Annotated in this window: 21 protein-coding genes; 1 reads left to right on the forward strand and 20 read right to left on the reverse strand. The window is 62.8% G+C overall.

What is annotated here, in order from left to right; translation table 11 throughout:
• Positions 1-74: 74 nt before the first annotated feature.
• The 17 genes from OKW35_RS40955 to OKW35_RS41035 all read right to left on the reverse strand — a co-directional run bounded on the left by OKW35_RS40955 (position 75) and on the right by OKW35_RS41035 (position 16,563).
• On the reverse strand, positions 75-2,342 hold the full coding sequence (locus OKW35_RS40955; RefSeq protein ID WP_429555021.1) for a filamentous hemagglutinin N-terminal domain-containing protein: 2,268 nt from the start codon (positions 2,340-2,342) through the stop codon (positions 75-77).
• Between the two features lie 1,047 nt (positions 2,343-3,389).
• Positions 3,390-4,217, reverse strand: a complete 828-nt coding sequence (locus OKW35_RS40960; RefSeq protein WP_429555022.1) for an alpha/beta fold hydrolase — start codon at positions 4,215-4,217, stop codon at positions 3,390-3,392.
• 48 nt (positions 4,218-4,265) lie between these two features.
• Complete coding sequence (locus OKW35_RS40965; protein ID WP_184062069.1) at positions 4,266-5,168, reverse strand: SphA family protein; 903 nt, start codon at positions 5,166-5,168, stop codon at positions 4,266-4,268.
• Positions 5,169-5,239: 71 nt separating this feature from the next.
• Positions 5,240-6,247, reverse strand: coding sequence for a 4-hydroxy-2-oxovalerate aldolase (dmpG, locus tag OKW35_RS40970; protein WP_184062070.1), 1,008 nt, complete (start codon positions 6,245-6,247; stop codon positions 5,240-5,242).
• A gap of 20 nt (positions 6,248-6,267) precedes the next feature.
• Positions 6,268-7,227 (reverse strand): acetaldehyde dehydrogenase (acetylating), encoded by a 960-nt coding sequence (locus OKW35_RS40975; RefSeq protein ID WP_429555023.1) that lies wholly within the window; start codon positions 7,225-7,227, stop codon positions 6,268-6,270.
• A gap of 28 nt (positions 7,228-7,255) precedes the next feature.
• Positions 7,256-7,447, reverse strand: coding sequence for a 2-hydroxymuconate tautomerase (locus OKW35_RS40980; protein WP_018424339.1), 192 nt, complete (start codon positions 7,445-7,447; stop codon positions 7,256-7,258).
• A gap of 31 nt (positions 7,448-7,478) precedes the next feature.
• Positions 7,479-8,267: a 2-oxo-3-hexenedioate decarboxylase gene (dmpH, locus tag OKW35_RS40985; protein WP_429555024.1), complete on the reverse strand. Its 789-nt coding sequence runs from the start codon at positions 8,265-8,267 to the stop codon at positions 7,479-7,481.
• Positions 8,264-9,088, reverse strand: a complete 825-nt coding sequence (gene dmpE / locus OKW35_RS40990) for a 2-oxopent-4-enoate hydratase (RefSeq protein WP_429555025.1) — start codon at positions 9,086-9,088, stop codon at positions 8,264-8,266. Before dmpE ends, dmpH begins: the two co-directional genes overlap by 4 nt.
• Positions 9,089-9,096: 8 nt before the next feature.
• The gene (locus OKW35_RS40995) at positions 9,097-10,551 is read right to left on the reverse strand and encodes a 2-hydroxymuconic semialdehyde dehydrogenase (protein ID WP_429555026.1); all 1,455 of its coding nucleotides are present in this window, start codon (positions 10,549-10,551) and stop codon (positions 9,097-9,099) included.
• 38 nt (positions 10,552-10,589) lie between these two features.
• A complete protein-coding gene (locus OKW35_RS41000) occupies positions 10,590-11,519 on the reverse strand; it encodes a catechol 2,3-dioxygenase (RefSeq protein ID WP_429555027.1) in 930 nt (309 codons plus the stop codon).
• Between the two features lie 25 nt (positions 11,520-11,544).
• Positions 11,545-11,916, reverse strand: a complete 372-nt coding sequence (locus tag OKW35_RS41005; RefSeq protein ID WP_429555028.1) for a 2Fe-2S iron-sulfur cluster-binding protein — start codon at positions 11,914-11,916, stop codon at positions 11,545-11,547.
• 33 nt (positions 11,917-11,949) lie between these two features.
• A complete protein-coding gene (locus OKW35_RS41010; protein ID WP_429555029.1) occupies positions 11,950-13,023 on the reverse strand; it encodes an NADH:ubiquinone reductase (Na(+)-transporting) subunit F in 1,074 nt (357 codons plus the stop codon).
• Between the two features lie 14 nt (positions 13,024-13,037).
• Positions 13,038-13,397, reverse strand: coding sequence for a phenol hydroxylase subunit P4 (locus OKW35_RS41015; protein WP_187637942.1), 360 nt, complete (start codon positions 13,395-13,397; stop codon positions 13,038-13,040).
• A 41-nt stretch (positions 13,398-13,438) separates the two neighbouring features.
• Positions 13,439-14,962 (reverse strand): aromatic/alkene/methane monooxygenase hydroxylase/oxygenase subunit alpha, encoded by a 1,524-nt coding sequence (locus OKW35_RS41020; RefSeq protein WP_429555140.1) that lies wholly within the window; start codon positions 14,960-14,962, stop codon positions 13,439-13,441.
• A gap of 18 nt (positions 14,963-14,980) precedes the next feature.
• Entirely contained in the window at positions 14,981-15,250 is a 270-nt protein-coding gene (locus OKW35_RS41025) for an MmoB/DmpM family protein (RefSeq protein ID WP_018424330.1), read from the reverse strand.
• Between the two features lie 7 nt (positions 15,251-15,257).
• Positions 15,258-16,271: an aromatic/alkene monooxygenase hydroxylase subunit beta gene (locus OKW35_RS41030; protein WP_018424329.1), complete on the reverse strand. Its 1,014-nt coding sequence runs from the start codon at positions 16,269-16,271 to the stop codon at positions 15,258-15,260.
• A gap of 55 nt (positions 16,272-16,326) precedes the next feature.
• Complete coding sequence (locus OKW35_RS41035) at positions 16,327-16,563, reverse strand: phenol hydroxylase subunit (protein ID WP_018424328.1); 237 nt, start codon at positions 16,561-16,563, stop codon at positions 16,327-16,329.
• A gap of 118 nt (positions 16,564-16,681) precedes the next feature.
• Between OKW35_RS41035 and OKW35_RS41040 the strand changes: the two genes are divergently transcribed.
• Positions 16,682-16,894 (forward strand): hypothetical protein, encoded by a 213-nt coding sequence (locus tag OKW35_RS41040; protein ID WP_184062079.1) that lies wholly within the window; start codon positions 16,682-16,684, stop codon positions 16,892-16,894.
• 84 nt (positions 16,895-16,978) lie between these two features.
• On the opposite strand, the gene OKW35_RS41045 is transcribed toward OKW35_RS41040, so the two are convergent.
• From OKW35_RS41045 to OKW35_RS41055, 3 genes are all read right to left on the reverse strand, one after another.
• Positions 16,979-18,694 (reverse strand): sigma 54-interacting transcriptional regulator, encoded by a 1,716-nt coding sequence (locus OKW35_RS41045; protein WP_429555030.1) that lies wholly within the window; start codon positions 18,692-18,694, stop codon positions 16,979-16,981.
• Between the two features lie 346 nt (positions 18,695-19,040).
• Complete coding sequence (locus tag OKW35_RS41050; RefSeq protein WP_429555141.1) at positions 19,041-19,517, reverse strand: lecithin retinol acyltransferase family protein; 477 nt, start codon at positions 19,515-19,517, stop codon at positions 19,041-19,043.
• A 628-nt stretch (positions 19,518-20,145) separates the two neighbouring features.
• Positions 20,146-21,249, reverse strand: coding sequence for an alpha/beta fold hydrolase (locus tag OKW35_RS41055; protein WP_429555031.1), 1,104 nt, complete (start codon positions 21,247-21,249; stop codon positions 20,146-20,148).
• Between the last annotated feature and the right edge of the window lie 177 nt (positions 21,250-21,426).

Here is a 21,426-nt window from a genome sequence, read left to right on the forward strand (position 1 = left end):
CCGATGGCTCAGCTCGACCCACTCCGGTCTCGAGTCGTCTGCGCGATGGACAGTTCCACCAACATCGCGCCAGGCTAATGTTCCACTTGCCACCGCAGCAATGGATGCGTGGCGCCAGTTGGCATGACCCACACGCCGTTCGGCCCGAAGTCCCAGCCGACGAAGCTCGCCGGGTTGCTCATCTGGGCCGTGGTGAGCCCGTTGGACGCAGGAAGGTTGCCGCCGCTCGTCGGTTGCCCGGTTGTCTGGACATCCCAGTAAACGTCGGTGCCGAGACCCGAACAGTCCACGCAGATGCCTCCCTGGACCAACCCGTTGCCGCTCGAGACTCTGCCCGATGCAAACGACTGCGTAACGGAACCGAAGTTCTCCAGGACTAGCCCGGCGCCACCGCCATGCGTATAAAAGCCTGTAGCGGAGCCCGTTGCATACGACTCGTCGATCCTCCCATAGTTGGTGAAAACGAGTCCGGCCGCCTCGCCACCGGTCCGAACCGTAACACTGCTTCCAGAGCGTTCGATCAGCCCGTAGTTCGACCCAACGAGTCCTGATAGCGTTGCGGAAAAGCATTCGCAGCTGTTCGCGCCAGAGGCGAATGTATTGACGATCGTGCCATGGCTATTGATCGCCAGGAGGCCGATTCCACCGTAGAACCCTGTGTCATTGGCGGGCGGGTGGCCGTCGACTTTCAGGTCGCGCACGACGCCGCCTTGCCCGATGTCACCGAAGATAGCGTCGAGGTTCGGCGAAAAATTCGAAATGGTATGCCACATGCCGTCGAATTGGCCGGCGAACGGCGCGCTAATCGTGTAGTCGGTAGTGCCCAGCGTTGTGAACGCAGCGTTGTTCGCTTCGATATCTTTTCCCAGTGCGTAGTTGCCGGTCATGTCGTTGCCGACGGCCTGAAGGTCCGCTACCGAATTGACCAGTCGATAGCCGGTGATCTGCGTGACCAGGCCGCTGTAAGCCGGGGCGGTCCATAAAGCATTGCCGATCGACGTATCGGGGCTGTAACTGCCGTTCATATCATAGAGCGCGCTGACGATGCCCGTACTCTTCGACCAGTCGATGGTGCCATTGTTGACGACGCTGCCGCCGTTATCGATGCCCGAAGCGTCGGCGCGCAAGGTCAGATTGCCCGTTCCGTTGTTCGCAATCGTCCTGCCGCTCGCCACTGAGACATCGCGGTACGCGGCAAGCGTGAGCGAAGCGGAACTCTTCCAGCGCAGGCTCGACGCGACGCCCAGGTCGCCCGTTGTGCCGTTTGCACCCGTCGTGGTGACATCGACCGAGGTGCCGGCGTTCAGGCTGCGGCGCAATGCATGCGCGGCGACATCATCGATCGTGAAAACAGGCGTCGAGAGATTCCATTGGGCTGCATTGACCACTGTGTGCTTGCCGAACGTCAGCTGTGCCGCCTGTGTATCGACGGTCCCGCCGCTGTCGTCCGCGTTGCTCGCGGTGATCTTGCCGACTTGGTCCACACGGCCGCTGTCGGCGACCAGCCACACATGGCCGTCGCGGCTGGCCGTGCCCGTCGCGCGGATGCGCGTGCCGCTGCCTGCGAGCGCATACACGTTGCCGTCGGCGGCCTGCAGGCTGACCTGTGCGGCCGTTATCCGCCCCTTGTCTACGACCATGCCCTGACTGCCTGTCTGCACGAACACCTGCCTGCTGCTGGCCGAGTCCTGCAGCAACACCTGCTCGCCCGCGGCCAGTTCCGCCGTGCCATTGGGTGCCGCCACGGCCCCGGCGTTGATGACGGCGTGTCGTGCAATCAGGAACACATCGCCGCCGCTCGAACTGATGCTGCCGAGGTTGATCACGCTTGCATCGGAGTCGCCCGACAGTGTGAGCGTGCCGCTACCGGTCATGAATGCGCCGTTGCAGACATCGAGGGTGGACGCGACGAAGCGGCCACCCGTGCTGATCATACCCGACGGGCCCACGACGATGCCCTGCGGATTGATCACGTACAGGCTTCCCGTTGCACTGAGCCTGCCGAGAATGGCCGAGGGCGAGCCACCCGTTACCCGGTTAAGGGTCGCGCCCGAGCCGTTGTCGAATGTCACGCTGTTGTGCCTGCCGATCGAGAAACTGTTCCAGTCAATCACGCCGCGCGTCGAACCCGGTTGCATGATCACGAGACCGTTCCGCTGGCTGGCTATCGTGCCCGTGCCGGCGACGTACCGGCCGCCTTGCGGAAGGCTGCCCGCCGCGAGCGCCACGGGCGTCAGGGACAGTCCAGTCAGCGAAATGCCGATGGCGAGCCAGATGTGTCCGCGCGGTTGCTGTCGACGCAGTGCGCGTCGCGCGGGCCGAGGTAGTTCCGCATGTAACATACAGCCCCTTTTCCGCTGCGTGCGGAATGGCTGCCGACGACCCGCAGAGCCGGACGGAAACGCGTGAGTCCCGGCGTCTGAAGAATAGCACTCGGCGTCGCGAATGCATGCCGATATCTCAGCGTATTGCGCCTTCCTGTTCGGACTATTGCGGCATCTGTTGCGTGGTGGGACTTATGGTGCGCGTCGGCAAAATCCGACGCCAGATTGCGCCAAGGCATCAAGAGCAGCGACCGTGTCTTCCACTGTTTCGGTCTCAAGGTGAGCTGTCGACAGCGGAAAATATGGCGATCGAAGATAGGCGTTCGTGTTCTGGAGGCCAATGGCCGCTTGCGATTGCAGAACCGACGTCTGAACGTCTGTTCAACAATAGGGGCGAATGACACTTCGTGGCCGTGTGCCGACCCATGCAATTTGCATACACAACGTCAACCTCGCGAGGCTGCGATCGGCAGCACACGACCCACTGCGGACCTACAGATGCTCATCAGTCGAATGACAGCTTCCGAAGGTGGAACTGCCATTGACGCGAAGATCGCCACTGCCCGCTCATCGGCCATGTTGCGGACATTCATCTTCCTTTGGAACTTGCTTATAGCGAATGGCCGGTTACGAGAAAAGCAAACGCGCGATGCCGAGCGACCGCAGACAATCGTTTGTCACGCTTGAAAAGTCGGCTCCGTGGCGTCCGATTGGGTGAGTTTCTCTATCTGCCCGTTTACTTGACGCGATGGAAAAGGATGGCGCCTCGTCTGGACAAGCAGTGCTCCTGCGAGCTCAGCGTCGACACTGATCAGGTGAACCGCACGCGGCAGTTCTTCGAAGCATCGACGGGAATCACTGCCGTGGCAGCGCCGACGCGAGTGTTCCCGCATGGGCGATCCCCAATCGACATAAACATGAACGTCCCGTCGAGATCAAACGCTAGCCCGTCGGCAGGGCAAACCCCACAGGCTGAACAGCGTGACACACCATGCGCGACTACGCCGAAGCTTTCCGGCGGCGTCCGCCTTGCCGCACGGAGGATCGACCGCCTCGCCAGTTTTTCTAATCCAACAGAAAATTGTCAACCAACCGATTGAACGCATCGGCATATTCGATCTGCGTCCAGTGTCCGCATTGTCCGAATACGTGCAATTGCGACGGGCCGATGAGTTCGAGCAGCCGCAGCGAGTTGGCGAGCGGAATCACCTGATCGTCGCGGCCATGCACGATCAACGTCGATTGTCGGACCTCGCCCAGTTCATGTTCGTGACACGCGAGCGCATCGACCCAGCGTTGCCGCGGCGCCGGAAACATCGCGGAAAACGACTCCTGATAGCCGGGCCGGATGCTGGCCCGATAGCGCGACTCCGCCAACTCGGGCGTGAGGCGTGAACGATCGAACGCGAACACGTTCATGATGCTTTGCATGTTCGCGACCGTTGGCTCATAGCCCCACACTGCATCGAGCCCCGGCGTCAGATCGAAGCGCACACCCGCTGCACCCATCAGCACTAGCTTGCGCACGCGCTCCGGATGACGCACGGCCATTGCCAGCGCGAGGGCACCGCCGAACGAGTTGCCGACCAGGTCGGTGCGCTCGATGTCAAGCGCGTCCAGCAGACCGACCAGGTGGTTCACCCACAGATCCATGTCGTAATGTGTCCCCGCGCGGCGCTCCGTGTAGCCGAAACCCGCCATGTCGGGTGCGATCACGCGGCGCGTACGGGCGAGCGCTGGGATCGTAAGACGCCAGTTTGCCCACGCGGTGACCCCGGGCCCCGAGCCGTGAATCAGCAACACCGGTTCGCCGGCGCCGACGTCGTGATAATTCGTGTCGAGGCCCGCCGCGCGAATCCGCAGGCCGATTTCAGGATCGTGTTGCTGTGTCATGGTGAACTCCTTGGCCGTCGCCTTCCTGGCGGCGGCATTGATTGATTGTCAGAACGGGATGACAGCGCGCGCCCACACCGCCTCGCCCGCCGGTCTGTTTCTCACGAAAAGCTCCTTCACCACACGCACGTCCACGCTCCCCTTCGCAAACTCGTAGCGAAACCCCGGGCCGATTGCGAAGACCTGACCGCGAAAACCGTCGCCGTTCACCGACGCGCCATATTGCGTGTCGTCCGTGGTCTGCTTGACGAAATAGCCCGCAATGCCGACCCGCGCCTTTGTCGTCACCGCGTAGCTCGCGCCATAGTCGACGTGGAACAGTTGGCCCGAGTGGTAGTCGGTCGCGGTGTTCATCGAGTTAAAGCTGTAAGTGATCTTCGCCGACATCTCCAGTCCGGGGGCCGGAAACCAGCTGACGCCGAATATCGGTCTCACCGTGTAATAGTGCTTGCCGGTGTTTAGCGCTGCGTTCTTGTCATACTGTCCGGTCGGCAGCACGAATTCGAGCGCGCCCACCGTTCGCAGGGAACCATCGCCCCACGCGATTAACGCTGGGCTCACGATCAGATCGCCGAGATTGGTGCGATCGAACGACGCGCCTCCCGCGTCCAGCGACAGATGCTCCATCGGCAGCACCACATACGCGCCGAAGCGCCCGCCGAGCAGCGACAGATTCGACATGTACAGGAGCCTCGGAATCAGCACGTCGGCATTCAGCTTGAACCCTGGCACAGAACTGTTGCCGTGCGAGTCGTTGAAGCGCGACGCGAAGTAATGCGTGTAGTACAGCAGTCCATATAGACCCGCGGGCGGAAACGCTCCGGCGAAAAAGGCCTCGGCGCCCTCGCCTATCGTGTCGCTGCCGCCTTCGGTGGCGTGCACGTTGGTGCTGAGTGCGGCGCAAATGCCGGCCAGCAGCATCCCTCGCCTGAACGCGATTCGAACTTCCATCTTGCTGTCTCCTTGATATTGTTTTCGTGAGCCTTTGCGGGTGGACGGCCTGGCGGCCGCCCGCAACGGGGTTACTTCTTCAGATCGAGCGCGACATCGACGATCATGTCTTCCTGCCCGCCGACCATGCGCCGCCGACCCAGCTCCACAAGAATATCGATCGTCTTCAGACCGTATTTCCCGGCGGCCGCCTCGGCGTGCCGCAGGAAGCTCGAATAGACGCCCGCATAGCCAAGCGCCAGCGTTTCGCGGTCAACACGCACCGGCCGATCCTGCAACGGACGCACGATGTCATCGGCTGCGTCGAGCAGGCCGTACACATCGCAGCCGTGATTCCACCCAAGCCGGTCCGCCGCCGCGATAAACACTTCGAGCGGCGCGTTGCCCGCCCCCGCACCCATGCCCGCCAGCGATGCGTCGATCCGGTCGCAGCCCTCCTCGACCGCGACAATCGAATTCGCCACCCCGAGCGACAGGTTGTGGTGCGCGTGCATGCCGGTCTGGGTGCCGGGCTTCAACACGTCCTTGAAGGCGCGGAAGCGCTCGCGCACGCCGTCCATCGACAGTGCGCCGCCCGAGTCCACGACATAGACGCAGGTCGCGCCATAGCTTTCCATCAGCTTTGCCTGCTGCGCCAATGCGGCGGGCGTCGTCATGTGGCTCATCATCAGAAAGCCGACGGTGTCCATGCCGAGTTCGCGCGCGTGCTCGATATGCTGCTTCGACACATCCGCCTCGGTGCAATGCGTCGCGACGCGCACAATGCGCGCGCCCGCATCGTAGGCGTTGCGCAGATCGTGGACGGTGCCGACGCCCGGCAGCAGCAGCGTCGCGACCTTCGCGTGGCTGACCGTTTCAGCGACGGCCGCAATCCATTCGACGTCGCTGTGCGCGCCGAAGCCGTAGTTGAAGCTCGATCCGCAGAGTCCGTCGCCGTGTGCGACCTCGATTGAATCGACGCGCGCATCGTCGAGTGCGCGCGCGATCGCCTTCATGTTCGCGATGCTGTATTGATGACGGATCGCGTGGCTGCCGTCGCGCAGTGTCACGTCGGAAATATAGAGTTTGCGGTTATGCATGGTGTCGCTCCGTTGCGCGATCAGGCCGCGAGCGGCGCGAGCCGCGTTTCGGCGATACGTTCGGCGCACGCGAGCGCGGCCGAGGTCATGATGTCGAGGTTGCCCGCATAGGCCGGCAGATAGTGCGCGGCGCCCTCCACTTCGAGAAAGACCGAGGTCTTCAGTCCCGTGATCGGGCCGAAGCCCGGCACGTTCAGCGGCTGGCTTGCGTCGAACAGATCGAACTGCACGCGCTGCTTGAGCCGATAACCCGGCACGTAACGCTGCACACGCTCGGCCATCGCGGCGACGCTCGCTTCAATGGCGTCGCGATCCGCGGGATCGGACAGCGTGAAGACGGTGTCGCGCATGATGAGCGGCGGTTCGGCCGGGTTCAGAACGATGATCGCCTTGCCGCGCGTCGCACCGCCGAGCACCTCGATCGCCTTCGACGTGGTTTCGGTGAATTCGTCGATGTTGGCGCGCGTGCCTGGACCGGCAGAGCGGCTGGAAATCGACGCAACGATCTCCGCGTAGTGGACCTTCGCCACACGCGACACCGCGTTGACCATCGGAATCGTCGCCTGCCCGCCACACGTCACCATGTTGATGTTGGGCGCGTCGAGTTCGTCGTCGAGATTGATCGACGGAATCACATACGGTCCGATCGCGGCGGGCGTCAGGTCGATGACCTTGATGCCGTGCGCCTGCAGCAGCGCGTTGTGATGCTTGTGCGCGCCTGCCGAGGTGGCGTCGAACGCGATGCGGATGTCACCGAAGTCCGGCATGGCGAGCAATCCGTCGATGCCGCCTGCGGTCATCGGCACACCGAGCCGTTGCGCGCGCGCGAGGCCGTCCGACTGCGGATCGATACCGACGAGCGCGGCCATCGCGACATGCTTGCCGTGACGCAGAATCTTGATCATCAGGTCGGTGCCGATGTTGCCGGAGCCGATGATGGCGACTTTTTGCGGCGCCGATGCGCCCTGTACGTTTGACATGGTCAGATTTCCTTTGATGCGTGGCGCACTAGCGCCCGAGTTCGAATGCGGTTTTGCCGCCAATCCCGAAGTGCGTCTTCGGGATTTCGATCAGCAGCACGCGCACCGATTCGCGCGGCGCGCCGATGGATTCGATGGCGGCGTCGGTCAGTGCGCCGATCAAACGCGCCTTCTGTTCGTCGGTCCGGCCTTCCATGAGATGAACGTTGATGATGGGCATAAATGTCTCCGTTTATGCAGGCACGCTTCGCTCAGACGAAGCGCATTGAAACGCTGCCAAGATGCTGGAAGCGCGCGGTGACCGAATCGCCGGCGGCAACTGCAATCGCCTCGGTCACGCCGCCGGTCAGGATCAACGTGCCCGCGGGAATGGCCTTGCCGCGCGCGCCGAGCATGTTGGCGAGCATCGCGACGCTGGCGGCCGGATGGCCGAGCACCGCCGCGCCCGACGCCGTCGCGACGATTTCACCGTTTTTCTCCAGCACCGCGCCAAGATTCTTCAGGTCGAGACCGGCGGCGCTGCGATGCCGGCCCCCCGTCACGAAGCGCGCCGACGATGTGTTGTCGGCAATTACGCTCTTCAGGTCGAAGCGGAAGTTTTCGTAGCGCGAGTCGATCACTTCCACCGCGGGCAGCACAAAGTCTGTTGCGGCCAGCACGGTGCCGATGTGGCAGCCGGGACCTGCAAGCGGATGCTTCGTCACAAACGCGATTTCCGCTTCCACTTTCGGGTGGATCAGCAACGACGTGTCGATTGCCGCGCCGTCCATGCACGAACCGTAGTCGGTGAGAAAGCCGTAGACCGGGTCTGTCACACCCATCTGGCGCATCTTCGCGTGCGACGTGAGGCCCATCTTCAAGCCCGCGACTTTCATGCCGCGCGCTTCCTTGCGGGCACGCAGCGAATCCTGGATCGCATACGCGTCGGCCCAGTCGATCTGCGGATACGCGTCGGTGATCTTGGTGACCGCCTCCCGTTGCAGCTCAGCTTCGTCGAGCCGATGCGCGAGGGCGTCGATCGTCGTTTGATCGAGCGTCATGGTTTTTCTCCCTGAATGAAACGCACCGACGCGCTGCCGATGCCGCCGAGACTGATCCGCAGCGAGTCGCCCGCCGTCACCGGCACCATTGCCGCGAGCGAGCCGGACAGAATCACCTCGCCCGCTTTGAGCGTCATGCCGAGCCGGCCGAGGGTGTTCGCGAGCCACGCCACCGCGTTGGCCGGATGCCCGAGCGCCGCTGCGCCCGCGCCGGTTGCCGCTATCTCGCCGTTCTTTTCGAGCGTCATGCCGACCAGTGCGAGATCGAGTTCGCGCGGGTCGATCGCCTGATCGCCGAGCACGAATACGCCCGACGACGCGTTGTCGGCCACGGTGTCCTGAATGCGGATCTTCCAGTCGCGAATACGCGAGTCGACGATCTCGAAGCACGGCAGTACGGCCTCGGTGGCACGCAATACGTCCGCATTCGTCACGCCCGGCCCCGCAAGGTCGTGTTTCAGCACGAACGCGATTTCGCCCTCGGCCTTCGGCGCGATCAGTTGCGACACGTCAATCGCGGCGCCGTCCGCGAACACCATCGCCGACGTGAGATGCCCGAAGTCCGGCTGGCGCACGTCGAGCATGTACATCACCGCTTCGCTCGTCACGCCGATCTTCTTGCCGATCACTCGTTCGCCGCCGAGCGCGATGCGGCGTTCAATCATCCGCAACTGGATACGGTAGGCGTCGTCGATCGTAATGCCGGGTTCGCGTGCGGTCAGCGGCGCAACCGGCTCGGCATGACGCAACGCGCGATAGAGTTCGTCGCCGTAGCGCTCGATCGCTTCGGGCGCGAGCCCTTCTGTTTTTAACGGATTCATCTCAGCCCTCACAGCTTGACGCATACGTTGCGCAGCTCGGTATAGAACTCAAGCGAATGGATACCGCCTTCTCGGCCGATCCCCGACTGTTTCGCGCCACCGAACGCGGTGCGCAGATCGCGCAGAAACCACGAATTGATCCAGCAGATGCCCACGTCGAGCGCGCGCGCCATGCGATGCGCGGTGCCGGTGTCGCGCGTCCACACGGTGGCGGCGAGACCGTAGGGCGTGTCGTTGGCTTTCGCGATCACTTCAGCTTCGTCATCGAACGGCGCGACGTGACAGCACGGGCCGAAGATTTCCTCGCGGATCACGCGCGAGCCGTCCGGCAGGCCAGTCCAGATCGTCGGCTCGATCCACGCGCCGTCCTTCAACCCGGCCGCCATATCGGGTACGCCGCCGCCGCTTACGACCACCGCGCCGTCGGCGCGCGCCTGCTCGTAGTACGACAGCACCTTGCTGCGATGCGTCTGCGAGATCAACGGACCGAAGGTGGTGCCTTCGGCGCCGGGGCGCCCCGGACGCAACGCCTTCGCTCGTGCCGCAAGCGCATCGACAAAGCGCTCGTAAATCGGCCGTTGCACGTAGACGCGCTCCGTACCGAGACACACCTGCCCTGTGTTTTCAAAAGCGGAACGCGCGATACCTATCACGGCCGCATCGAAATCGCAGTCGGCAAAGACGATGCCCGCGTTCTTGCCGCCGAGTTCGAACGACACCGGCCGCACGCCGTTCGCCGCAGCCTTCATGATGGCTTCGCCGGTGCGCGTTTCGCCGGTAAAAGTGATCGCGTTCACGCCGGGATGCTCAGTCAGGAACGCACCCGCAGAGTCGGGACCGAAACCGTGCACGACGTTGTAGACGCCCTTTGGCACGCCCACTTCGTTCATCACTTCGCCAAGCAGCGTTGCGGTAGCCGGCGTTTCCTCGGACGGCTTCACCACCACCGTGTTGCCGCATGCGAGCGCCGGCGCGACCTTCCATGTCATCAGCAACAGCGGCAGGTTCCACGGACACACGACCGCGATCACACCGCGCGGCGTACGCACGCCGTAGTTGAGGGCTTCGCCGCCGTCCGGCATCGCCATGGCGAAGCTTTCGGTGGGAACGTTGCGAATCATGTCGGCGAACACCTTGAAGTTCGCCGCGCCGCGCGGAATGTCGATGTGACTCGCCAGCGCATGCGGCTTGCCGGTATCGGCAATTTCGGCGGCGAGAAAGTCGTCGAAGCGCCGGTTGATGCCGTCGGCCACCGCGTACAGCAGTTCGACGCGCTGCGGCAGCGTCATGCGCGCCCAAGGTCCGTGCAAGGCCACGCGCGCGGCCTGCACCGCTGCGTTGACCTCGGCGCGGCCGGCCTCGTGCACGAGCCCGATCACACTGTCGTCGACCGGGTTGCGGTCTTCGAACGTGCGATCCGTGCCGACCCACTCGCCGCCAATGAAATTCTTGAATTCAGTCATGGATAGTCTCGATCGTTTCGTTGCGCCAGTCGCGCGGCTCAGGTCAACACGCTCAGGAAGGCCTCATTGAGCTTGCGGTCGTGATAGAAAATCGCGCGCCCCAGATCCTTGTCGTGCCACGTGATAGTCGGCTTGTCAGGGTAGTGGATGTAGCCGCCCGCGAAGACCTCGTTGCGGTTGCCGGACGGATCGAAGAAGTAGATCGTCGCGCCGCGCGTGATGCCGTGACGCGTCGGCCCGATGTCGAGCGCAACGTCGTGCTTGGAAATCAGATCAGCAGCCTTGAGCACGTCGCCCCAACTGTCGAGCTGGAACGACACGTGGTGAAATTTGTTCTTCGCCGCGTGGCGGATAAACGCGACGTCATGTGCCTTGTTCGAGCACGTCAGGAACGCGGCGATCTGCATGCCTTCCGGTGTAACGACCTGCTCGGCCAGCGAAAAGCCGAGCACGTCGCGAAAGAGCTTCACGGTATCGTCGAGTTCGTCGCCGTACAGCAGGCAATGATCGAAGCGGCTCGGCGACATGCCGCGCAGGCCGTCGGGCCAGGGGTCGGGGTTCACGTCGCCGGTCGCGCTGCCGACCTTGTCCTTCGTCGCGAAGAGTTCGATCGAGTGGCCGGTCGGTACGGTGAAGCGGAAACGCCGCCCTGTATGCAGATGCTCGCCGGCTTCCATCCAGAGGAAGTCTTTCGCGTAGCCCGATTCCTTCACCGCGATCGCGAGCCGGTCGAGCGTCGCTTCGCTGTCGACGCGAAAGCCGAGGTAATCCATGCCCGGCTCGTCCGCTTCGCGCAGCACGACGCTGTGATGGTCATGTTCGTCCCATGCCTTCAGATACACGCGCCCTTGCGCGTCGCGGCCGGTTTCATGCAGGCCGAGCACGTCGATGTAGTGCTTCAACGCCGGATCGATTTCGAGGACCCGCAGCGCAATATGGCCGGGTCGCAGTACGCCTTGCAATGCCATGATGTGTCTCCTTGATGGTTCTGGTTCAGACGCCGCCCGGCGCCTGTTGCTGCTGCATGGATTCGTGGTGTTCTTCCGCCACCATTCCGGCGCGCGCCTTGTCGATGCAGCGCGCCATCCTGCCGATCACGCGCACCGACAGATCCGTGAGCGGACTGATGCGGCATGCGAGCACCGTGCCGCGCGCTTCCTCGTCGGCGCTCACGCAAGCGCGGCTCATCTTGCAGGCGTGATAGCGGCCGCTCAGCACCTGCACCTTGCACACACCGCAGCCGCCGCCGCGACAGCCGAGCGGAATGCCTCGCCCGCCTGTCGCCGCCATCGCATGAAGCACGGTGGCGTTCTCCGCGCAGCCGAACGTGTCGCCGGTGTTTTCAACTTCGATCCGCCAGGTCATCACCGCTCTCCTAGAGTGAGCCGACGGAGCGCGTCAGATGCGGAACAGCGGGCTTTTGGCCGCCTCGCTCGCATCCGCCGCCGACAGGAACTGCTCCGTGTAGATGTCGCGCTCGAACAGCCGGCCCTGCATCAAGGTTTTGATGCACGCCTCGACCATCGGCGGCGGCCCGCACAGATACGCCTTGTGGCCGCGAAAATCGGTGATGCCCGCGGCGTCGGAGTACTGCGCTTTCAGGACCTCGTGCACGAAACCGCGCGGGCCCGGCCAGCCGCTGTCGTCCGGCTCGCTCGACAGCGCGGGCAGGTAGCGGAAATTCGGGTGGCGTTCGGCCAGGTCGTTGAAAAAGGCTTCGAAATAGAGTTCGTCGCGTGTGCGGGCGCCGTGGATCAGCGTGATCGGCAACGTCGAGCCTTCGTTCAGCAGATCGAGGATCATCGACTTCGGGCTCGACAGGCCCGAGCCGCCGGCGAGGAAGATCGTCGGCATCTGCGCCTGTTTGCGCACGAAGAAGCGGCCGAACGGCGCGGCGAACGCCAGTTGCGCGCCCGGTCGCAGTTCGTCGTGCAGCCAGCCGGTCGCGACCCCGTCCGGCACACGGCGAATGTGCATCTCGATCTCGCCGTCATGTGGCGCATTGGCAAGCGAGAATGCGCGCGGCTGCCCGCAGCCCGGCACATGCAGATTCAGGTACTGGCCTGCCTGAAACGCGACACGCCCGGCGCCCTCCACCGCGAGCCGGATCACGCGGATAGTCGGCGTGGCGTCTTCGATCGCGACGACCGTGCCCGTGTAATCCTGCAGCGGCAGATTTTGCGCGTCGGGGTCTTCGTCGATGTCGGCTTCGATCACGAGATCGGACATCGGCGTCGCGCAGCACGCCAGGCACTTGCCCTCTTCGCGCTCGAAGTCCATCAGCGCGAAGTCCGACGCGTCGCCCTGAACGATCTCGCCGTCGACGACCTGCACCTTGCAGGTCGCACACAGCCCGTGACAGCAAGCATGCGGAAGCCACACGCCCTGGCGCAAACAGGCATCGAGCAGCGTCTGCCCCGCTTCGATGCCGATGGTCTGGCCGAGCGGTTCAATACGTACGGTGTAGTCCATCACTGTCTCCCGCGTTAGCTGCACGAACCGCCGATGCCAGTCAGGCCCGGCGTCCGCAGACGGATCACGTCCTTGTGAACGAGACCGTTGTCGGCGAGCGAGCGCTCGCTGTCCGGCCGCCACGGCTCGCCGGATCTGAACCACTGCGCCGTGTGCCAGTCGATCGCGGCAAAATCAGGATGCGCGTCATACAGACCCGGTAGCACGTCCGACACTAACGCGCCGAACGTCATGTCAGCCGGCACCGGCACGCAGATCGGCGCGGCGAACATCAAGTGGTCCTCCCAGCCGATGTAGAGAAGCCGGTTGCCATGAAACTGCGACTCGCGGTCGGCCGGTTCGAACGCGTAGGGTTTGATCGCGGTGATGCTCATGCCTGTCTCCTTCGTCTATCTGTTCTCGTGTCGCGTCGCGCTCATTCGCCTGAAGCGTGGGCGCCGGATGCGTCTTTCCACGCATTCCAGTTGCGTTCGTCGGGCGAGCCCGCGAAGTCGAGGTTGTCGTGACCGTGGTTGAGGTTGTAGTACTTGAGAACATCGTCGAGCGACGCGCCGCCACAGTTGCCCTGATAGATCTGGTGCACCGGCAGCCACGCCTGCACATATTTCTCGGGCTCGCCTTCGAAGATCTCCTTGCAGCCGTCCGAGCAGAAGTGGAACTTCATGCCGTGATACGTCGATTCGCGGTAGGCGATTTTGGTCGGGTCGTCCGGCTCGCTGAAGAACATCGGTACCTGGCAGGTCTGGCAGAGCATCGGCAAACTGGCGTTGTAGAAACGCTTGCCCGCCTGCTGCTGTTCGCGCCAGTATTCGAAACGCGGCCGGTAAACGCTGTCGAAGGTCTCCGGGTACTTGGCGGAAAGCCAGTCGAGTTCTTCGTCGGAGGGCACCCAGGTGTGGAAGTCAGCGGCGGCGCCATAGTTGTAGAACGTGGCCCATGCTTCGTGCGTGACGCGATCCTTGGTCTGCGTCGCGATCTCGTGATACTTCGGCATCCGCAGGCCATAGCGTTCGAGGTCTTTGAAGAGCGCGCCGCCCGCGTCTTCGAAATAGATCTTCCACGCCTCGGACCACGACATCACGCGCTTGGGCAGCATGTAGTCCATCATCATGCCGACCAGCGTCAGCAGCCGGAAACCGCGCCAGAACCATTTGTCGAGCCACTTCTGCACGATCGGCACATTGCCGGGGTCCTGCTCGCAGAGAAACTTCACGACTTCGAGACCGAGCGTCATGTGACGCGACTCGTCGGACTGCGCGGAGAAGCCGAAGGTGACCGTCGCCATATCGCCGTTGTACGCCGCGCCTGACATGAACGGCATGAACAGCAGGTTCGTCAGCACGTATTCGAACGAAAACGAAATCGCCGTGATGAATTCGAACGGACCGGCGCTCATCGCATCTTCGAAGTACGACTTCGGCACCGATAGATACCAGACGCGGTCGTACATATGCGGCCATTCCGCGAAGCCGTTGAAATACTTGTTGTAGAGCGACAGCGTGTGGACCTGAGTCTGACAGTGACGCAATTCATCGATCGACTGCATCTGGCAAGCGACGCGCGCACCAACCCCGCGAAAATGGCGACCCAGATGCGCATAACCGCGATGCGCCGCGTATTCGAGCGGCGTCACGCCGGTCAGGAACAGCTTGAGCGTGTTGATATAGCGTGCGTCGGAGACATTCATGTGCCCGTTGTTCTGCGCGAACGAATCGATGATCGCGTAGAGTTTGCGTTCCTTCTCCGCCTGATACTTCCAGTACGCGTCCATCGTCATGCGGAACGGGTCTTCCCACTTGTCCCAGTCGTGAATCTTGATGCCCTCGTACTGATCGAACGGGAACACCTTGTCCATCGGCTGATAACTGGTTTCCCAGCCGAGATCGCGCGTCATCAGCGCGTACTTGTCTTTCAGGTTCAGCTTCTTGCGTGCGTCCATCATTCGTCTCCGTTTATATCAGGCGTGCCATTGCAGCGTGAAGGCATCGTCGGTTTCATCGATGTTTCCCGACAGCGACACCAGATTCAGTTGCAGCTCCTGGATGTTCCAGTCGCGGCCCAACTCTTCCGATACGTGGGGGCGCGAAATCACGAGCTTGCCGGGCGCGTCGATCTTCACCATCGCCGGATACTCGTTGACCGTAGCCTCCGGATTCACGGCGGTAATCGCGGCAACGATCGCGCGCGTTTCGTCGGTGTTCTGCAATGCGATGTAGACGTTTTGCATGACGGCCTCAGGGTTGGACTACTGCCACCGGCAATGCGCCGAGCTTCGTAAGACGAGCGGCGAACTGCGCGCCGCTTTCATCGAGTGCGGCAGCGCCCGCGCCGTCGAGCAGCGTGCCTGCAACGGGGAGAAGCGCGTCGAGCGTGCGAGCGCGGTAGTACTCGACCCAGCCGGCAATTCGTTGCTGGTTCTCGGGCGATTCAGCGCTCACCGTGCGGATCAGCGCGTCGACCCACTTGGTGTGATCGGACTGCCATTGCTGCGTGAACTCGGTGAGCATCGCGAGACTTGCACCGAGGTGCTGCGCAACGAACGCGTCGAAGTGCTGATAGACGAGCGGATACAGCAAGCCGTCGAGCACAAGGTTCTGCGCGACGAAGGTCTCGAACCAGTCTTCGATCACGAAGAGGTCCTCGACGAGGCGGCGCATCGGCTGCCAGGCCTCGGCTTCCAGCCACGCGGTCTTCGCGCGTTCCAGCGCGACGCCCGTGTTGCCGTCGAGCGCGAGACCGATACGCGACAGATACTGGGCAATGCCGAGCCGGTCCATCGCGCAGAACGTGCAGGCCTGCGTAATCGCGGTGCCGTAGCCGTAATCGGCGCACAGCGTGTTGTTCATATTGGCGCCCCATTCGATGTGACGCAGCGGCAACAGCCCGGCGATCAAGCGCTCCTGCCATTCGTACGACAGCCCCGCCAGCAGTCCGCGACGCTCCACCAGATCGAACGCGCCTTCGGCCGCCTCCTGTTGCCGCGCGCGTGTCGTCACATAAGCGCCGTAGTAGTACTGGCGCGGATCCTTCAGCGCGTACCAGTCCTTCATGCGGATTTGCGTGCGGCTCGCGTCGAACAACTCAAACTCCGGCGCCCATGTCGGCCGATAGTGAAAGTTGGTGGTGGGCTGAATGTCGTAGGTCGCCTCCTGATATCGCGAGGCCGGCTTGTCGCCGAAACGGCGCCCGACGTGCCCATAGGTTTGACGCAGCGGCTGGGCCTTGAGCGTCTTGATTTCGACTTGCATGAGACTGTCCCCGTGTTTGTCCACTACTCTTCTGAATGAGCTGTTTCGCCTGGCGCTAGCCCTCGTATCGCCAGCGTTCGCGCGTAAGGCCGATCTGTTCGTCGGTTTGCGTAATCGTGCGAACCGAGTTCACCTGGCAGAAGCGATCGAACATCGTCTGGTTCATGATCAGTTCGACAGCTAGATCGGGGTCACCGACCGAGAAATCGAATTCGACATAACCATCTTCGCGTTGCGCAGTTATCCGAATGAATCGTCGAGTCCTGTCGAACAGCGGTCTCGGATCTTGCATCGTTGCCTCCTCGTTTTTCTTGTCTACTGCACGACCTGTGCCATGTGCGGTTTGTACAAAAAAACGAGGGTTTGCCCGAAGAAAAACCGCAAATCTCGCGAAATGGCGGTGCGAGGCGATGATCAAATCATCAAGCGATGGCGGCCTGTTTGATCATTTGATGAAGAGCACGCCGACACGCCGTGTCGACGGCGATTTCTTGCATGCGATGAGACTGCGGCAGCGCGCCTGTGCGTCGTCTGGAGTGGCGAAACAGGCGTGGCAATGCGGTACATGGGTCACGCGTGGCACCAGCCGCGCCGATGCTCTGCCAAGACGTTTGATCAATTGATCAAACGTCTCGCGAGCCACGCATCGCACAGCAGAAAAAAAGCCGCCCAAAGGGCGGCCCGAATCGTCAAGCGGAGCAGCGTGATTATTTGTCCGCGGGCGGAGCGGTCTTCTCGCGATTGCGCCAGCGATAAGCAAGCTGCGGCCGCGTGATGCCGAGCATTCTCGCCGCCTGGCTCAGATTGCCGCCCGCACGTTCGACCGCGGCTTCGATGAGCATGTTCTCGACGCGGTCGAGCGGCACGCCTTCGCGCATCATGTGATCGAACAACGCGTCGGCGACGTCCGCGTTTTCGCGCAGCGGATGGCCACGCTCGTCGAGTGATGCGGCGCTGTCGTCCCCGGACTCCGGCAGGGCCGTGAACAGATCGCGCTCCGTGATCTGACCGCCTGGTCGCGCGAGGATCACGCCGCGCTCCACCGCGTTTTCGAGTTCACGCACGTTGCCGGGCCACGCGTGGGCGCGCAGTGTCGCTATCGCGCGATCGGTGAGCCCCAGCACGCGCTTGCTGTGCCGCACGCTGTACTTCGCGATGAATCGCTCGACAAGACGCGGGATATCGTCGGCCCGCTCGCGCAGCGGCGGGATCGTGACCGGATAGACATTGAGACGATACAACAGATCCTTGCGAAACGCGCCGCGCCGCACCGCTTCCGTCAACTCGACGTTGGTCGCGGCGACAACCCGCACGTCGACCTTGCGCACGCGGTCGTCGCCGACGCGCTCGAACTCGCCTTCCTGGAGCACGCGCAGCAGCTTGGCCTGCGCCGACGCCGAGAGCTCGCCCACTTCGTCGAGGAAGAGCGTGCCGGTATCCGCCCGCTCGAAACGGCCGATCCGCGTCTGATGCGCGCCGGTAAACGCGCCTCGCTCAACGCCGAAAAGCTCGGCCTCGAGCAACTCCTCCGGCATGGCGGCACAGTTGATGGCGACAAAGGGCTTGTCGCGCCTCCGGCTCACGCCGTGCAACGCGCGCGCGAAGCGCTCCTTGCCGACACCCGTTTCGCCGAGCAACAGCACGGTCACGTCGCTCGACGCCGCGCGCTGCGCGAGCCCCCACGCCGCGAGAAAACCCGTGGACGCGCCGACCAGTTCTTCCGGCTGCGCCACTTCCTGCTGCAGCGAGCGCAGGTTTTCCACTTCGCTCTGCAATTGCAACAGCGTTTCGATGACCGGATCGGGCGTGTACAGCTTCAGCATCTCGTCGCCGTCGAGCCACTCTTCGACCGGCTTGCCGACGATGCGGCAATGCGGATCGCCACAGCCCGAACACAGCGTCTCCTTGTAGAGGATGGTGCGGCCCATCAACGCCGACGTATAACCACTCGCGTAACCGACCTGCATCCAGCAGACCGGGTCATTGCTCAGCCCGAAAATTTTCTGATGCACTTCGGCTTCGAACGAGTCTTCCCACAGGTGGTCGCCGTAGTACTTGCCGTTGGCGATATCGATGTCCACTTCGATCGGCGTCACTCGCACGTTGCCTTCGAGCACGTGCAGGCACGGCCCGAGTTCGAGCAGGCCGAAATCGCTCGCGGTGGGGCGTAAAGTGCGGGCGAGTTCTGCGTCGCGCATGCCGGATTGAAAGCCCATTCGCGTGAACAGGCCCCGCGTGCGCTCCAGGCCGAGCGTGTCGACGAGTTCCTTGCGCAGCGCGCCCAGCGTGGCTGTGTGAAGGAGAATCATGCGATTCTCGCCGAGCCAGATGTGTCCCTCCTGTCTGACAAATTTCAGGCGGCGCGAAAGGTTCTCGATCCCCTCCCGCATGCTCGCCGAAAACCGCGCGGTGCTGTCTGTCACAGCGCCTCCTTTTATGTGTATGAGGTGTCTCCGTCTCTATTCTAGGCAAAGTCCATGCCGGGAGGTCGGCTCATCGTCACGGCCCAGGGCCGCGATTATGAGGGGCCGATCTGCCGTCGGCTTCGGGGGTTGGCTGTTTGGGCGCCACCGCTTGCGCGGGCGAATCGTCATGACGAGGTCAGTACTTACCCCAGCGACCGATTGATCAAATCATCAAAACGACCCGGAATGGACTGTCCATTTGGTGAAGCGTCTTATGCCTGCTAGCGCTCGCAACTGCGCCAGCGAAATCGCCACGCATGCGCGTGCTTGTTCATTTGGTGTAAACGCACAGCGGATGGCTTCGTCAGCACGCGAGCCTATCTGTGGAGACATGAATTGGTTTTGCGCGCACGAATTGCCTGAGCATGTTGACCAGCGCGTGCAGGCAGCGCTGCGGCAAGGCGACCAGGGCATCGATCTGATCGCTTCGGCTTTCGCCGCACAGACACCACGCGCAGAAATGCTCGCAGTTGTTCGTGGTCACCCGGTAGCAGTCTTCGCCGAGACGCGAGTACGCACGCCGGACCACTTCCTTACGCGAGTACCTTCTGCCGGGCGTCCGCTCGACGCGGATCTCGTGGCCGTCGGCAAACTCACTCAAGGAAGTCTCCTGCACCGGGGCGCGACGCAGCGAACAGGACCATCCGGCGTAATGCAACACCTTGCCATCGCCGACGTAGATGCCGTGATGCGTGTAGCCGACGCGGTGCGTGACAAGATGCCCCCCTATGACCAAGGAGGCATTTCCATGCTGGCCTATTTCGTTTGCTGATTCCGACATGTCGATCACCGCGTTCTGCTGGGTCCTGCGGTGACCTAGGCATAGGACGTGCCGATACTCTAGACGAGCGGTGCCGCACCGCGCCCGGCGGACGTGCCGACGATAAATGCAAACTGGGTCAGCCTGCGAATGCTGCGGCCGCGCTTCACCAATTGATAACGGCGCACGCGCAACCTTTAAATGAAATGTCGCAAACCGCCGCTGGTGACGCAAACAGCACTTCACCAAATCCGATACCGCAAACCGCCCGCTTGACCATTTGATCAATCCTGCATCAGGGTAAATCCGGCCTCTGTCGATGTGCTGCCAGACGTCGAGTCATCTTCAGGTTTATTCAACGCCTGCCCGCACGCGCTATCCCGCGTTTCCACGCCCGCAGACGTGGGCAGGCATCGAACAAACCTCAAGAGATGTTAGCCTTGAGCATCCGGCAGGTTGCGGAGGCGAACCAGCCGTTCGAGTGACCGCACTTGTGTCGGGGCGAGCGGCAGAAATTGGCCGACTACAGCCTGTCCGCGAGCGTCCCCCCTTGAAATCCGCGAAGAACCATAAAGTAGCCGCCAGGAAGTTTCGCCTAGCGGTGAACGACGTAGGAGTACGGTGGCGGGACAGAAAGCCTTTTGAACGCTCACCGATTCGCCGGCACCGCCGCGATCCCATCCAGCAGCGCCTGATGAAACGCTTGCGGGTCCTGCATCTGCGGCGCGTGCCCCAACCCCGCGAATTCGACGAGGGTTGCATGCGGAATCGCTTTCGCGGCCGCCTTGCCGAGTTCCGGATAATGGCCGAGCTTCGCACGCACTTCCGGCGGCGCAGCGTCCTTGCCAATCGCCGTCGTGTCCTTCTGACCGATCAGCAGCAGCGTCGGCATGCTGAGCTGCCCCAGCTCATAGACGACCGGTTGCGTGTAAATCATGTCATAGAGCAGCGCGGAATTCCACGCGACGATCTGCTTGCCCGGCCCACGATACATGCCCGCGAGCATCTGCACCCACGGTTCGTAGTCCGCGCGCCATTGCCCCGCGTAATAGGTCGCCTGTTCGTAGCGGCGGATGCCGTCGGCGGTGGTCTTCAGCTCCCGCTGATACCACTGGTCGACCGACAGCGACGGCACGCCCTTCGCCTTCCAGTCCTCGAGTCCGATCGGGTTCACGAGCACCAGTTGCTGCGTTTCGCGCGGATACATCAGCGCATAGCGGACGGCGAGCATGCCGCCCGTCGAATGACCGACCACCGTCACCTCGCTGACGCCGAGCGAATCGAGCAGCGCATGCGTATTGCGCGCGAGTTGCTGGAAGCTGTACTGGTAATGCTCGGGCTTGCTCGATTTGCAAAAGCCGATCTGGTCCGGTGCGATCACGCGATAGCCGGCATCGCTCAGCCGGCGAATCGTCGCGTCCCACGTCGCCGAGCAGAAATTCTTGCCGTGCAACAACACCACGGTGCGGCCGTTCGCATGCGCGGGCTTCACGTCCATGTAGGCCATCTGCAAAGGCACGCCCTGCGAGGTGAATTCGAAGCGTTCGACCGGCGCCGGGTAGCTGAAGCCCTGCAGCTCCGGACCGTAGGCCGGGCCGGAATCGTCGAGCGAAGACGCGGCCGCGGCGGTCGGGCTCGCCTCGCTGACCGGCGCGCCCGCCGGCGTGGCGGCCACCGCGACGGACGCCGCGCACAGCATCGCACAGGCGCAGACACTCGACAGGGCAAGCAGGAATGGGCGGTGAAGATTCATCGGAATGCTCTGCAAAAAACGCAATAGGGATGCACGAGGCAGGGAGCGCACGATTCTACGATGCGCCGCCGAACTCCGCCGCCAGTCGCGCACTGCGGGCACGGCACACGGCCGCGGCGAGATGGCATGCATATTGCGCGCTCTGGGCTCAGAGCATCGTCCGGACACGACCTCGTG

It is taken from the genome of Paraburkholderia sp. MM5477-R1 (genome assembly GCF_050436385.1).
GTDB classification, from domain to species: domain Bacteria; phylum Pseudomonadota; class Gammaproteobacteria; order Burkholderiales; family Burkholderiaceae; genus Paraburkholderia; species Paraburkholderia tuberum.

Coding starts and splice junctions, on each gene's coding strand:
- OKW35_RS40955 (WP_429555021.1), bottom strand. CDS start 2,342: ATGTTACATGCGGAACTACCTCGGCCCGCGCGACGCGCACTGCGTCGA.
- OKW35_RS40960 (WP_429555022.1), bottom strand. CDS start 4,217: ATGACACAGCAACACGATCCTGAAATCGGCCTGCGGATTCGCGCGGCG.
- OKW35_RS40965 (WP_184062069.1), bottom strand. CDS start 5,168: ATGGAAGTTCGAATCGCGTTCAGGCGAGGGATGCTGCTGGCCGGCATT.
- dmpG (WP_184062070.1), bottom strand. CDS start 6,247: ATGCATAACCGCAAACTCTATATTTCCGACGTGACACTGCGCGACGGC.
- OKW35_RS40975 (WP_429555023.1), bottom strand. CDS start 7,227: ATGTCAAACGTACAGGGCGCATCGGCGCCGCAAAAAGTCGCCATCATC.
- OKW35_RS40980 (WP_018424339.1), bottom strand. CDS start 7,447: ATGCCCATCATCAACGTTCATCTCATGGAAGGCCGGACCGACGAACAG.
- dmpH (WP_429555024.1), bottom strand. CDS start 8,267: ATGACGCTCGATCAAACGACGATCGACGCCCTCGCGCATCGGCTCGAC.
- dmpE (WP_429555025.1), bottom strand. CDS start 9,088: ATGAATCCGTTAAAAACAGAAGGGCTCGCGCCCGAAGCGATCGAGCGC.
- OKW35_RS40995 (WP_429555026.1), bottom strand. CDS start 10,551: ATGACTGAATTCAAGAATTTCATTGGCGGCGAGTGGGTCGGCACGGAT.
- OKW35_RS41000 (WP_429555027.1), bottom strand. CDS start 11,519: ATGGCATTGCAAGGCGTACTGCGACCCGGCCATATTGCGCTGCGGGTC.
- OKW35_RS41005 (WP_429555028.1), bottom strand. CDS start 11,916: ATGACCTGGCGGATCGAAGTTGAAAACACCGGCGACACGTTCGGCTGC.
- OKW35_RS41010 (WP_429555029.1), bottom strand. CDS start 13,023: ATGGACTACACCGTACGTATTGAACCGCTCGGCCAGACCATCGGCATC.
- OKW35_RS41015 (WP_187637942.1), bottom strand. CDS start 13,397: ATGAGCATCACCGCGATCAAACCCTACGCGTTCGAACCGGCCGACCGC.
- OKW35_RS41020 (WP_429555140.1), bottom strand. CDS start 14,962: ATGGACGCACGCAAGAAGCTGAACCTGAAAGACAAGTACGCGCTGATG.
- OKW35_RS41025 (WP_018424330.1), bottom strand. CDS start 15,250: ATGCAAAACGTCTACATCGCATTGCAGAACACCGACGAAACGCGCGCG.
- OKW35_RS41030 (WP_018424329.1), bottom strand. CDS start 16,271: ATGCAAGTCGAAATCAAGACGCTCAAGGCCCAGCCGCTGCGTCAAACC.
- OKW35_RS41035 (WP_018424328.1), bottom strand. CDS start 16,563: ATGCAAGATCCGAGACCGCTGTTCGACAGGACTCGACGATTCATTCGG.
- OKW35_RS41040 (WP_184062079.1), top strand. CDS start 16,682: ATGATCAAATCATCAAGCGATGGCGGCCTGTTTGATCATTTGATGAAG.
- OKW35_RS41050 (WP_429555141.1), bottom strand. CDS start 19,517: ATGTCGGAATCAGCAAACGAAATAGGCCAGCATGGAAATGCCTCCTTG.
- OKW35_RS41055 (WP_429555031.1), bottom strand. CDS start 21,249: ATGAATCTTCACCGCCCATTCCTGCTTGCCCTGTCGAGTGTCTGCGCC.